Annotated in this window: 7 protein-coding genes and 1 riboswitch; of the genes, 4 read left to right on the plus strand and 3 right to left on the minus strand. The window is 45.0% G+C overall.

The features are described from left to right. Positions 1 to 332: 332 nt before the first annotated feature. Positions 333 to 3,179 (minus strand): ATP-binding protein, encoded by a 2,847-nt coding sequence (locus NST33_RS26495; RefSeq protein WP_339305646.1) that lies wholly within the window; start codon positions 3,177 to 3,179, stop codon positions 333 to 335. Between the two features lie 344 nt (positions 3,180 to 3,523). Here NST33_RS26495 and NST33_RS26500 point away from each other — a divergent pair, with 344 nt between their 5' ends. Next, on the plus strand, positions 3,524 to 4,222 hold the full coding sequence (locus tag NST33_RS26500) for a response regulator transcription factor (RefSeq protein ID WP_221820788.1): 699 nt from the start codon (positions 3,524 to 3,526) through the stop codon (positions 4,220 to 4,222). Between the two features lie 46 nt (positions 4,223 to 4,268). Here the strand turns inward: NST33_RS26500 and NST33_RS26505 are convergent, their stop codons facing one another. Further along, a complete protein-coding gene (locus NST33_RS26505) occupies positions 4,269 to 4,688 on the minus strand; it encodes a hypothetical protein (RefSeq protein ID WP_339305648.1) in 420 nt (139 codons plus the stop codon). A gap of 245 nt (positions 4,689 to 4,933) precedes the next feature. Here NST33_RS26505 and NST33_RS26510 point away from each other — a divergent pair, with 245 nt between their 5' ends. From NST33_RS26510 to NST33_RS26520, 3 genes are all read left to right on the plus strand, one after another. After that, entirely contained in the window at positions 4,934 to 6,076 is a 1,143-nt protein-coding gene (locus NST33_RS26510; protein WP_047841582.1) for a virulence factor, read from the plus strand. Positions 6,077 to 6,223: 147 nt separating this feature from the next. Beyond that, positions 6,224 to 6,439: riboswitch (Lysine riboswitch) on the plus strand. A gap of 117 nt (positions 6,440 to 6,556) precedes the next feature. Further along, positions 6,557 to 8,038: an amino acid permease gene (locus tag NST33_RS26515; protein WP_221820784.1), complete on the plus strand. Its 1,482-nt coding sequence runs from the start codon at positions 6,557 to 6,559 to the stop codon at positions 8,036 to 8,038. Positions 8,039 to 8,307: 269 nt separating this feature from the next. After that, positions 8,308 to 8,949 carry a class D sortase gene (locus tag NST33_RS26520; RefSeq protein WP_339179439.1) on the plus strand — a complete coding sequence of 214 codons (642 nt, stop codon included), beginning with the start codon at positions 8,308 to 8,310 and terminating at the stop codon, positions 8,947 to 8,949. Positions 8,950 to 9,075: 126 nt separating this feature from the next. On the opposite strand, the gene NST33_RS26525 is transcribed toward NST33_RS26520, so the two are convergent. Beyond that, on the minus strand, positions 9,076 to 13,608 hold the full coding sequence (locus tag NST33_RS26525) for a collagen binding domain-containing protein (protein WP_339305650.1): 4,533 nt from the start codon (positions 13,606 to 13,608) through the stop codon (positions 9,076 to 9,078). Positions 13,609 to 13,684 lie beyond the last annotated feature (76 nt).

The raw sequence follows: 13,684 nt of genomic DNA on the forward strand, positions 1-13,684 counted from the left end.
TTGAACATGTATCTCAATAACTCATGATTCGGATGATGCTCTTCACAACGGCATACAGCACAACCACAGCTGCAACCAGACAGACGATGATGAGTGTTTTCTCTTGTTTACGGAACATATACCTGCCGTCCTCCTTTTGCATGGGATGCAAATTATGGCTCTATAGACAGTTTGCAAAAGAAGTTGTTTTTTTATCCGGGGAATTGAAAAACAAAAAAAGCCTTTCCCCTTATCACGCTCATGCGCTGAAGGGCAAAGGCTCTATCCGTAGGTCTCGTACATAAACATTATTTATAAAAAAGTGAAATGCATTGCTTCATCCATCATTAAATTTACACCAATACGTCCTGCTTGGGCAGTCGAACCTTGAACGTACTTCCTTTGTCCGGTGCAGATATAAAAGTCAGCGTACCCTTGTGATCCTCTACAATTTTACGGGAAATGTACAACCCGATTCCTGTTCCACCAATCTGCCGATGATCCGAATTATCGACCCGATAGAATTTGTTGAACAGCATGTCCTTCTCTTGCTCCGCAATACCTATTCCGTAATCACGCACATCAAGACATAACCACTCCTCTTCTTCCCATAACGTAACATCAATACGATCGGCTCCCGGAGAATACTTGACTGCATTGCCCACCAGATTATGTAGAACCTGAACCATCCTGTTCTGGTCAGCATAAGCAAAAAAGTCTCCATTAAACGTATGCACGTAGATCCGTTGGGCAGACTTCATATTCCACTGTTCGGCAACCCCTTCTACCAACTCCACCAGCGGTACATACGTCATGTGGTAAGTCATACCTTCGTTGTCGAGACGCTGAATATCGAGTACATCATCGAGCAAACTGCTCAGCCGTTTGCCCTCCGAAGAGATGGTCTGCATGAATTCCCGCTGCTGAGCTGCTGGAAGGTCATACATCATCATTAATTCCACATATCCCATAATGGTGGCTACAGGCGTTCGAAGCTCATGAGATACCACACTGATCAGCTCATTTTTCATCCGATCCAGCCGTTCTTCTCCTGTCCGGTCACGGAACACCAGCAGAAACCCATGGTTTTTACCCGGGACATCCATCTGCTTCATGTATAAGGAAAATACACTTTTATCCACATTATTGAATATAAATTCGGTCTCGATAAACGCCGTTTCTCCATTCAGGAATGCTCTCGTCTGTTCCATCAGATTGAAGTTGTCCGTTAATACCATCGTATCAATCGCCTGCGCCAAATCTTCAATGGATCTGCCCATAAAATCACCCAAACCAAACATCTCTTCTATCCTTCGGTTGACGATGGTTATGGTCCCTGATCGATCAGACATCACGAGCCCTTCCCGTACGGATTCAATAAATTGCTCACTGATATCTCGCTGTTCTTGAATGGCAATCTTCTCATTGAACAACTCCGAGTTCAGCTTCTCCAGCGCAAGGGCATGACGTACACGATCTTCTTCTGCTCTGGTCCGCTCCGTAATATCCTTAATGAACAGGTTATATAATGTCTCATTTTTGCCCAACTGGATCTCAACAATTTTGTACTCAATCGGAAATACGGAACCATCCCGTCGGATACCTGAAATTTCTTCAACGATGGTGTATCTTTTACCTTCAACATATTCAAATCGCTCCAGCAAACTCTTGATCTCCTTGCAGCTGGCCCCTTGAAAAAGAGTCGGCGCTTCCTTGTGTAGAATCACTTCTTCCCGACGCAATCCAAACATTCTTTCCGCCTCCGGATTAAACTCAACGATCAGCCCACTGGAGTCCACAGCGATAATCGCATCAATAGAGGATTCAATAATGGCACGTTTGACCTCTTCACTATTCTTGAGTTCCTTGGTACGCTCAATAACCCTGTCCTCCAGCGTTAACTTGTCGTGACGAATCTGCTCGAATTGTTCCAGCAGCACATCGGCCATTTTGCGCAAATTGCCAATCAGGATCTGTACTTCGGTTACATGGCTGGTTGGCCACTCCATCTTCCCATTTCGAAACAGCAGTCTCGGAAGAGAACCTGTCATTCTGGTTAGTCTTAAGAGTGGACTAACGACCTTACTGCTCAGAGGAGCCGCTACAATCATGGAAGCCACGATGATGAGGAACAGGTATTGCAATGTGGTAAGATAGATCGATTCTATTCGAGGATAATACTTGGTTGAGCTGGTCTCAATGAATACCCGATAAGGTGTTACAGCTGTCATCTCCGCTTCATAGATGAAAGATGCCTGTTTCCAGTGATTCAATACAGCACTGTAATGAATATTCTCAGAGCTTAATAGCATAAGGTTATCTTTCGACTTAAGGAGACTGTATCTATCCATGTCCAGATACTCACCAGCCTGTAGTGTATTCAAACCAGAAGTAACGACTGTATCATTCCGATTCAGCAGAATCACATTCACACCCAATAAATGATGATACCGTGCCATGTTCTGATCCATATTCTCCGAGGTAACATACTGTTCGTCCAGATCCTGAACAACAGCACTTGCTGCATGTTTCATATCAAGTATAATGGCATCATTCATTTGACTTAATTGTCTGCGGCTATCTGCGGATAACAATAGGAGAGAAACAAACACCACAAAGGCGACTACGTATTTAAATGCGATTCTGGTGATAGGAATAGTTCCTGTACGTTTTGATTTGTGCTCACCCGTAGTAATCCAGAAGTCCACCACAATACCCGCGATCAACGCATTCACCATACCAATCACGGCAATATACATATACTCATACTTCAAATCTTCTATATTCAGTCCCAATAAATAATGTCCGCAATAGATGACGGGAAGCAGCATCACTACCCAAAAGACAGCATTAGCCTTGATTAGGCTGCCATTCTTCCAACGCAATTGCCAACCGATCATCCAGATCAGCTCAATGAAATGCGCAATCATTACCGTTAAGTTCCGCGGCTCGAAGCCGACAACGGTGGTATTTAACAGATAGATGAATGTAATGGTGACAAATCCATAGATAGTCCCATGCAAACGAAGAGCGATGAGTGCTGCTGCGCTGCCAACCATAAACTGTACACCATAGAATAAGGTAAGTGGAAATATAGTACTTAGTGAGCCAAGAACGATAAGAATGCTGGTTCCAAACCAGGGTATCCTTAGCTTCAGCACGACCCACTCCAGCAGTTGGCTTGCCTTTATACGATCCATAAGCAACTGCCCTCGCGGCTGACTTTTTGTTCTGTATTTAACAACAACGTTGGTTCCCCCTATAAACTTAAGCGGATACAATCTACTTTTTTTCCCCTCAAATCGTTCTGATCCATTATACTGTAATTATCACTTGATGTAGCTTTGGGAAATTCTGATCGCTCGGCAAACAAACTGCATTCATGCTAAAATATTGAAGTTCATCTAAAAAGCCTGCTTCCTGTCTACATATACATCCTATATTCTGGGATAGAAACATTAAAAATTTTGCAGTATTTTTTAGCAAATCACAGCTTTTTTTTAGTATTTTCTTAACACATTATTTTCACCAGGAGTGTGACCCTATGACGATCAAAGTACTTCTTATAGAAGACGAGAAAAATCTGGCTGACATGATTGCTTTCTTTCTTGAGGAGGAAGGATACATCACGGAACGGGTTCATCATGCCCACGAGGCACTTCAACTGTTCCCACAATTCCAGCCAGACATTGTTGTAACGGATCTGATGCTTCCTGAAACGGATGGGAATGCTCTTGTAGAAGCCTTTCGCCAGCACTCCACTGTGCCGATTCTAATGATCTCAGCAAGCACGATGCTGAATGATCGACTTCGTGCTTTACATAATGGTGCGGATGACTTTCTGTGCAAACCATTTAGTTTGAAAGAGTTGGATGCCCGGATTAAAGCACTGCTGCGAAGATCAATCATTTCCTATAAGGATAAACCGGTAAAAGAAGATAAGCAGGCAGAGGTTACTGGACATGTGAATGTGAATGAGTACAGAAGAACCCTGTTTGTGGATGGCGTTGAGATCGAGGTCACTCATATTGAGTTTGAGATTATGAAGGAATTGTACCGAAATCCGGGTAAAGTGTTCACCCGCAATGAGCTGATGGATCGGATCAAAGGCTCTGAACGCGCCTATCTGGATCGTACCATTGATGTTCATATCTCAAGTCTGCGTAAAAAAATAGAGCCTGACCCCAAGAACCCACGTTATATTAAGACGGTTTGGGGAACAGGCTATAAATATGTGATCTAATAGGACCGTAACGCTTGAAGTTAACACCCTCTGCCATATCCCTCTTTTATCTCATGGATAAGATGGGCGGTATGGCTATTTCTGATTTATGGACAGACGACAAATGTAACCAATTTTCCATATCCTTGATTAGTTGATTCGGCTCTTGCTCATTCCAGAGAATCATCTTCATCTCACCTGTACCTGTAATCTGTTGAAGATGACGCTTCCGAATAAGGGATTTGAAATCCGTAATGACCAGTAACGGAAGTTGTGGCATAAAAGCCCGAATGGCGTTTGCTGCTGACACCGCTTCTTCGGCAACCTGATAATCAACAATACAGTAACGGGCGTTTTCCCAACTTCCACGATGTGTTTCTATCGCAGAACCAGATGCTGAGTCCTCAAACCAGTTCCTGAACAATTGAATAATATTCTCATATGCAATACGACGTTTTCCATCCGAGAGCACGGTAATGGGTTCCATAGGTATAACCTCCAGTTGATTCTTATCTTTATTGTGCCAATTTTCGTTTAAAAATGTTTGTGCGTGAACATGAAAGAAGTGTTAACAAATTTCGTACTTCTTCACATTAAGTGTTAGACAATTCCCCTTCACTTCTTCTGAATGATTTCGCAGATTCCTCACATTGATGTAAAATAGAGAAATACCCGTGTGATTTAATTTACGGGAAGTTATAGATGAATCTGGTACTATAGGAGGTTACATTGATGAATATTGTTTCCATTGAACCAACACCGAGTCCAAATACGATGATGTTACATCTCGATGAACGTCTGGAGGACGGAATTCGCAAAACATATACACTGGACAACGAACGATCTGCTCCGGCGTTCATTCGCCAGATGCTTCATATTCCTGGTGTAAAGAGTGTGTTCCACACGACAGACTTTGTCGCACTTGATCGTAAAGGGAATGCCGACTGGTCCGTTATCTTGGGCGAAGTCCAAAATCGCCTTGGACAACAAGGCATTGATCTGGACTGGATTGAATCCGAAGATGGTTCAGGCGAGCACTTCGGAGAAGCACAGGTATTTGTACAATTCTTCCGAGGCGTACCGATGCAAATTAGGGTCAAGGCCGGGGTCAAGGAAGAACGAATCTCGTTGTCAGACCGTTTTGTCAAAGCCGTAACAGAAGTCGCCAGTGCAACGATGATCAAAGAACGCAAACTGAGTGATTACGGTGTTCGATATGGTGAATTGCCTGATATTGCACGTGAAGTCGAGCAAGAATTGGAAGCCGCTTACCCGCCGGAACGATTGGAGCAGGTCATCAAACAGGCCATTGAACATGGTACCAAATCCGAAGAGTTCGTCGAGCGCCGCCGTGAATTGGATGGAGCCGAACTTGAAGAGGCTCTGCGAAACGAGGACTGGAATGTTCGCTATGCGGCATTTGACGGCATGGAGCCTACGGCAGAAAGACTGCCCCTCGTAGCCCATGCCTTGCATGACAACAAAATGCAGATTCGCCGCTTGGCTGTCGTATACCTGGGTGACATTCGTACACCGGAAGCGATGGAATTACTGTATGAAGCGCTTCAGGACAGTTCTCCTGCGGTACGCCGGACTGCCGGGGATACCTTGTCTGATATTGGGGACCCTGCCGCAACCCCAGCTATGACAGCCACGTTATCTGATAAAAGTAAACTTGTACGCTGGCGTGCAGCACGTTTCCTCTATGAGGTCGGAACTGAAGAAGCAGAGCAAGCGTTGCGAGTTGCAGCCGATGATCCCGAATTTGAAGTCAGCCTGCAGGCCAAGATGGCTCTGGAGCGGATCGAATCGGGCGAACAGGCCGCTGGAACAGTATGGCAGCAAATGGCTGGTCGTAACAAAAAAGAGGAATAGTCGTCTCTCAGACCTCACATCCAACAATTGTTATTGCACTGGAAAACCATGCGCGTTATACTGATTGTCTGTTTACTAAACAGGACACACGGTGTTAAGTTGTGTTGTTCATAATTTCATAGACAATAGATACACCTCATCCATTGATGGTGAGGTAGAGGTCGCGGGTGCGATCAGTACGCTGATGGAGGCGCTAAGGAGCCGCTTATGAGATCAGCCGAAAGGTGTACCCGCCGAAGCTCGCTGGACGTTCCTTATACGGTCCGGTGAGCTGGGGCTGCTGTCGAAAGGCGCAGAACTGTCACGGAAGTACATTTCCTTTATATAAAGGTATGAATTCTTCTGTGTTGAGCTATCTTAATCATCTGGGACATGGTGCGGACATTGAAATATTAAAGACCGCAGGCTGATGCCTGTGGTCTTTTTGTTTATGAATTCAAGTATCGCAAACATCAGTATATCGAATGAAGGAGTGTTTCCATGCAAGACTGCAGTAACCCAACAACAACTGGACCTTCCCTGAAAAAAGGATTACGCGCACGCCATATGACGATGATCGCCCTCGGTGGCTCGATTGGTACCGGGCTGTTTCTCGCAAGTGGTACCGCCATCTCAACCGCAGGCCCTGGTGGAGCATTAATTGCCTATGCAGCCGTTGGAATCATGGTTTATTTCCTAATGACCAGCCTTGGTGAGCTTGCTACCTTTATGCCGGACTCCGGTTCATTTAATACGTATGCCGCACGTTTTGTCGATCCTGCTCTCGGGTTCGCCATGGGCTGGAACTTCTGGTACAACTGGGCGGTAACCATTGCAGCAGAGCTTGCTGCCGCTACAGTACTCATTAAATACTGGTTCCCTGACAGTTCGTCCATGTTATGGAGCTTATTGTTCCTCGTGCTGATCTTTGCCTTGAACGTATTGTCCGTTAAGGGTTATGGAGAGTCCGAGTACTGGTTCGCCATTATCAAAGTCGCTACTGTCATCATCTTCCTCGCCGTTGGTGTGCTCATGATCTTTGGTATTATGGGCGGAGAAGCGGTTGGTTTCAGCAACTTCACCATCGGTGATGCGCCCATCCATGGCGGATTCTTCGCTGTGTTAGGTGTGTTCATGGCTGCTGGATTCTCATTCCAAGGTACCGAGCTTATCGGGGTAGCCGCCGGTGAAAGTGAAAACCCGCGCGAAAATGTCCCTCGTGCAATTCGTCAGGTATTTTGGCGCATTCTGATTTTTTACATTTTGGCAATTACCGTGATCAGTCTGATCATCCCGTATACGCATCCGAATCTGCTCAAAGGTGATCTGGAAAATATCGGTGTCAGCCCGTTCACACTGGTATTTGAGAAAGCTGGCCTCGCCATTGCAGCTTCCGTGATGAATGCTGTTATTCTGACTTCTGTACTTTCTGCCGGTAACTCAGGTATGTATGCTTCAAGCCGGGTTCTCTATGCCCTTGCCCGAGATGGTAAAGCCCCTCGTTTCCTCGGCAAGTTGAACAAAAAGGGTATTCCAATGAATGCCTTGCTGCTCACAACAGCCGTTGGTATGTTAGCATTCCTTGCCTCCCTGTTCGGCGATGGGATTGTGTACACCTGGTTGTTGAATGCATCCGGTATGTGTGGTTTTATCACTTGGCTGGGTATCGCTATCAGTCATTATCGCTTCCGTCGTGCATACGTTGCACAAGGCAGGGATCTGAGCGATCTGCCTTACCGTGCACGCTGGTTCCCGTTTGGGCCGATCTTTGCTTTTGTCCTGTGTATTATCGTGATCATCGGACAGAACTATCAGGCATTCACGGGTGATCAGATCGACTGGAGTGGAGCCATCGTTGCCTACCTGAGCGTACCCCTGTTCCTGGTGTTGTGGCTCGGTTACAAATGGATCAAAAAGACCAAAGTGGTGCCACTGCAGGAATGTGATTTCACACCTACCGATTCACCAGCTGATAAGCACTAACGAAGAATCAGGTTGTTTCTGTCCTCTACGTTCTCATGTAAATGGTTAGTTTAACTTATACAGCTGATACAATTGACACTATATAATAATATCTCCCCGGGGCGTTGCAGTCTTCCTACTGTAGCGAAACGGGGAGGTTTTGTGTTGGATCGGCTCCCCCTTCGAACATTTCTGTACGTCCTTTCGTCCCTGTCCATATTTTGTATAGATCCGTAAGTAGAATAGAGAAGGGTATACTATTTTTCTTGGACAACGGGAGTTGATGTATAATGAAAAAATTCTCTATTCTGCTCGTTCTACTGGGCATCCTGATCATCAGCTTTCCTTTCCTGCGAGAAACGTATTATGACTGGCAGCAAACCCGTGTCATGAACGATCTGGAGCAATTGCAAAACGGCTTGTCTAAGCTTAATCACTCCTTCGAACAAGGCAGGCAGGATGCAGCTTCCGCCGAGCCGACTACGGATAGTACAGATACAGTGCAAGACGCCTCTTCGGATACGTTGGGGGTACTCTCGATTGACAAGATTGATGTCCGCTTACCGATTCTGGAAGGTGCAACGGAGGACAACATGAAGGTAGCTGCAACCCATCTTGTCGAAACCACTAGTATCGGTAAAAAAGGTAATGCCGCCATAGCCGCTCATCGCGCCCACAAAAAAGGTCGACTGTTCAATCGTCTGGGAGAACTCCAGATTGGTGATTCAATGGAAGTCACCTTGGCAGATCGAACGATTATCCAATATAAGGTAGATCAGATATCCGTTGTGGAGCCAAATGACTTATCTGTGTTGGAGGATCCCGGACTTGGACAGGTCCTTACCTTGATTACCTGTGATCCACTCGTCAATCCAACACATCGCCTAATTGTAAGAGCTATTGAAGTGAAACCGAATGTTGCGGGGACCTGATTCTCCCTAAATATCACCAAAAAATACCCTCTAGCATATTCACACGTCGACGCTAAGTCTTCGTAGTGAATGCTAGAGGGTATTTCTATCTACACACGATAAATTTTAGATACTGCGTGTTTTGATCTAGCGATGAAGCTGTTGTCTGCGGCGGAAGTACATGAATCCCGCGCTACCTAGCGCCATCAGCATCATGCCCACAGCAGTGTAAGCCATTGTGCTCTCTTCACCTGTTTGTGGCAGCATTCCCTGAGATCCAGAATTTCCGTTTGGCTGTGATGCAGAATTTCCATTGCCCTGGGATCCATCTGTATCCGTTCCAGCAGGAGGTGCAAGTGCACCATCCCCATCCGGTGCGTCTGTATCCCCTACTGGAGATGCAATGTCGTCACCGTTGGAAACGCCTGGTGAAGGAGGAGCTACTCCGTTATCTTCATCTGTTGGAATTTCGGTTCCGCCTCCAGGTTCTGTAGGTTCAGTAGGTTCAGTAGGTTCAGTAACAACAGTGCCTGGGATAGACGTTCCTGGTGTTTCCGGTTCCGGTGTTGTTGGTTTATCCGGATCTGGCGGCGTTACCCCCGTATTAGGTGTTCCCGGATTATAAGGTCCACTAGACCCACCACCCGATACCGGGATAGCCTGATTTGTTTTTTCCACAACTACGGCTTCGGTTTGTATGTTCGTAATTTCAAATAGTACCGGTGTTGTTTCCAACATGTATCCGTTGGGCGCTTTTATTTCAACCAACTGATATTTATTGATATCCAAGCCTTCAAGTACAATTTCACCTTGTTGATTGGTTGTCAGTGTAGCTTCATCTAGACCTGTTACCTTGTGGAACTCCCAATTTCCATTTGCATCCATTAATGCAGTTTGGGCCCGTAATTCAAACACAGCTCCTTGCAGGTGCTGAGTTCTACCCGCATTGGTTTTAATCAATTTCACGGAACGATCATTTTTTTTATTTTCAATGGTCAATTGAGTTTCCGGTTTGATAATAGATACAAGCGTCTCCGGCTGTTCAATAACATAGCCCTCTGCCTTGGTCTCTATCAATGTATATGGACCATATTCCAAACCGCCGAATTCAATGACCCCATTTAGGTCGGTTACTTTTGTATCGATGACACTGTTGGAACGATCACGCAATTCGAATTCAATTCCGCTTAATACGGACTGATCCTTGGCATTTACTTTGGTAACGACAAGTTTACCACCTGAACCCATTACATTAGACTTCGTCAATGTAATACTCTCCGTCTGATTTTCTACAATCGTGAACGGAATTGGTGTAGCATCTAACTGATAAAACTCAGGTGCGACGACTTCTACCAGCTCATAATCCCCTGGCAAAAGTCCACCTTTGGCGATCTTCCCATCTTCCCCTGTCGTTAACTCATCGATTTTCTCTCGCGTTGCACCGTCCTTGGAGTACAATTCGAAAGTTGCACCCTTAAGTGTCTTGGAGGAGTCCACCGCATCTACCTTGGTTAATTCGAAGCCTTGACGAATCTTTTTGTTTTCAATTTCAAAAGCGATATCCGCATCCTTGAATTCAATTGTTTTACCTGAGGCAGAGCCATATTCAGGATCAACCAAGTATCCTGCCGGTGCAGATAATTCTTTTAACTTATAAGGTATACCGTTGGTTAGATTGTTTAATCGATAGTTTCTGGAGCTTTCAACCACACCATTCTCGTCCGTTGGTTTCAATGTTTCCAGAAGCGTAGTTCCAGACGCATTATAGATTGCAAATATTGCACCCTCCAGCGGAACTCCTGTATCACTGACTTTGTGAATTCTGATTTTGCCCAGACCTGTAGAGGCTCCTCCACCTGCTCCAGCCAAGGAAACTTTGATTCCCGACTGATTACCTTCTCCGATTACCGAGGAAGATTGGCCTGCAAATTCAACCTTATTCTCAATTCGAGCGCCATGATCGGCATTAATATAAGACTGATATTCCAAAATGAATGCAGTATGAATATCTTTCTTGAAGGTGAAGGTAAATGTATTGCCCTCCACGTCCAATTCATAATCAGCCGGATCAACAAGTCCAGCTTTGGTGGATACATTGCCTGAATTGCTGGCAGGTAAATTGGTTGCATATAATTTCAATGAATCAGCCAATAAAATCTGGTTCTCTGACAAGGTATCTGTTAATTGATTACCCGCAGGAATGAAAGATTGACTTGGATTGATATTTACCGTCCATGATGCTTTATCCGTTGTACCTTCTTGCTTCCCTGTTTTGCGCACGTACACACCACCGTTGGCAGGTGTAACACTGGCTGATCTATTAAATCGTATTACACCCCCCTCACCATCCGTCAGAACAGCCTGGTTGGCATATGCACCTACGACAGAATATGGTCCATCCAGACTTGTTTGGTACTGAATGCGATAAGCCATTTTGCCCATGTTACCCAGATCCAAAACAAAACCTTTACCGTCCGTGTTCAGCTGGAATTGACCAGGTGTGAGTGGAACCTCGCTACCTACAGCAGTAACATTATTGGCTCCCTGTAACTCTAACTCATGAACCTTCAATGAGCCGTCTACAAAAGATTGGTCTCCAGTGTAAGCATCCTTAAGGATTGCATCCTGAATATCAAACAAATTGTAGTTTACATCGATTGTCCAGGTAATCTTTTTATCTTTGGCGCTATATTCACCCTTTTTGTTACCATTTTGAATCGTGTAGTCTTGCGGTTTGACCGCAGCAGATTTTGTAATCGCAGTCTGTTTTACATCAGACTCTTCCCAATCGATCTTGGCCGAGTTGCGATATTCATCATTCGTTGGCATACCTGCTGTCGGATCAAAGCTTGTCTTGTAAGTAATAACATGCTCCGTACTGAGCGTTACCCCGTCCTTCAAGCGAAGTGAGAATCCTTTTTCATACGTTGGATCAGCCGGGTCTGGAGTCAGTTCAAAGTCGTCTTTGTTAACACCGCTCACTTGAAGACTACCCGGAATCAGTTTCATATGTCTACCTTCGTAATTGTCGGTGATGACGATATCCGTCATGTCCTGCAAATCATGATTCAAAACCATCTGCCATTCAATTTCTTTTGTGTTGAAGTTTTCACTTTTTACACTCTTTGCAAAAATGACTTCCTGAATGTCTCTCCGGCCTGTTTTGGAAGTACCATCATACATGTTCACTGTGTTCGTAATAGTGTCGTTTGTATAAACACGATGAATGGATTGTGTATCATATTCGATCTCATAGGCCTTTGTAATATCGTTCTTAAAATGTAATCTGAAGCCATCATCGAACCCTGTACCGATCGCTTCGAGTGTGTATTCATTTGGATTGATCAGTGTTCTGTTCGAAGCCGCTCCACTTGCATTAATGTCCACTTGATACACTTTGACGGAATTGTTGATCAGTTGCTGTTTTGCCGTATCAAAGCGGTCTTCAATCCATGCATTCGTTTGCATGATTTCTTGCTGATTGTAGTTATATTGCACTTTCCATGTGATCGTCTGTGTTACCGGATCATACGCACTATCTTGCCCTGACTTGTTCAAAGGCTCATTAAAACTTACACGAACTCGGCCAATATCTGTTTCGTTGTGCTCGCTCTGATCTGTTGTAAGCGCAACCTGATTTTGATACTCCACGTTGGTGAACGGAGCAGTGGTTGGTGCTTTAACACTTGTCGTGTAAGTCACACGGTAGGCCTTATCCGTGTCTCCCAATTGAATTGGAAACTGTGATTCTGTGCGAACCCCTGGACCTTCTTTAACAGATCCATTCAATTGCACTTCCAATTCGCGAATTTCGATATTGCCCTTGAGCTCTAGCTCTGCTGGGAACGTGTCTGCAAGAACAGCATTTTTTATAGCCTTCTCGCCTTGGTTAAAATCTACGGTCCATTTAATTTCATCCGAGTTGAAGTTGTTTTTGTTTGCGGTTCCCGATTTCTTTAACTTATCTATGGCTGTGTTGGCAAAGTGCACATCAATGATGCCCTGCCCTACGGAACTAAAGTCTATCTGTTGTTTCAAACCATCTTCCATCTTGCTCTCATCGAACTTAATCCACACGTAGAAGTTGCCTTCCAGCTTCGCATGCTCGATCAGTTCATTAAAGGTAAAGATGATTGTGCCATCTGGATTCACCACATACTCCCCTACACCGCCATCCAGATTACCCTTAAGCTGTGATCCGATGATGAATTTATCGGGCAAGTTAAAGGTGAACGTAGAGCCATCGCTGTAGTTGTGGTTGTCGTCTGCAAGTCCCCATGCAAAGACTACAGCCACCTCATCCTGAATGCTTGGTCGAATATCCTCGATTTTATCTCCTTTAACTTCAATCGTGCCATTCCCATTGTCTTCTGGCTCCTGATTGTACATCTGCACACTGGTAATCAATTGATCTGTAATTACCGGACCTGCAGCTGCCACTGCTAAACTGCTCTGGTTGAGGTTTCCCTCCCCCTCTTCTTCCGGAGTGGCAGCAACATCAACGTTGTTGACCTCTTCCGAACCTGCCAAACCTTCTTCTGATGCTGTATCGCTGATTGCACTGGCTGGCAAATTAGTTAATTCATCCTGAGCATGCATTGTTGGTGTAAATATCCAACCCTGCATCATTTGCGTGACCAGTAACAGAGCAATGATCACTATGCTCACTTTTTTCCTCATTGTTTGCATATCCTCCTCGTACGTAGTGTTGGCATACGCCGAAGATTAGAATAGCAAAGCGACATATACAAAAAAT

The sequence above is a fragment of the Paenibacillus sp. FSL L8-0435 genome, from assembly GCF_037965655.1.
Taxonomy (GTDB): domain Bacteria; phylum Bacillota; class Bacilli; order Paenibacillales; family Paenibacillaceae; genus Paenibacillus.

Excerpts from the sequence above, each read along its gene's own strand:
- NST33_RS26520 (WP_339179439.1), top strand. The coding sequence starts at position 8,308 with ATGAAAAAATTCTCTATTCTGCTCGTTCTACTGGGCATCCTGATCATC.
- NST33_RS26515 (WP_221820784.1), top strand. The coding sequence starts at position 6,557 with ATGCAAGACTGCAGTAACCCAACAACAACTGGACCTTCCCTGAAAAAA.
- NST33_RS26505 (WP_339305648.1), bottom strand. The coding sequence starts at position 4,688 with ATGGAACCCATTACCGTGCTCTCGGATGGAAAACGTCGTATTGCATAT.
- NST33_RS26495 (WP_339305646.1), bottom strand. The coding sequence starts at position 3,179 with ATGGATCGTATAAAGGCAAGCCAACTGCTGGAGTGGGTCGTGCTGAAG.
- NST33_RS26500 (WP_221820788.1), top strand. The coding sequence starts at position 3,524 with ATGACGATCAAAGTACTTCTTATAGAAGACGAGAAAAATCTGGCTGAC.
- NST33_RS26525 (WP_339305650.1), bottom strand. The coding sequence starts at position 13,608 with ATGAGGAAAAAAGTGAGCATAGTGATCATTGCTCTGTTACTGGTCACG.
- NST33_RS26510 (WP_047841582.1), top strand. The coding sequence starts at position 4,934 with ATGAATATTGTTTCCATTGAACCAACACCGAGTCCAAATACGATGATG.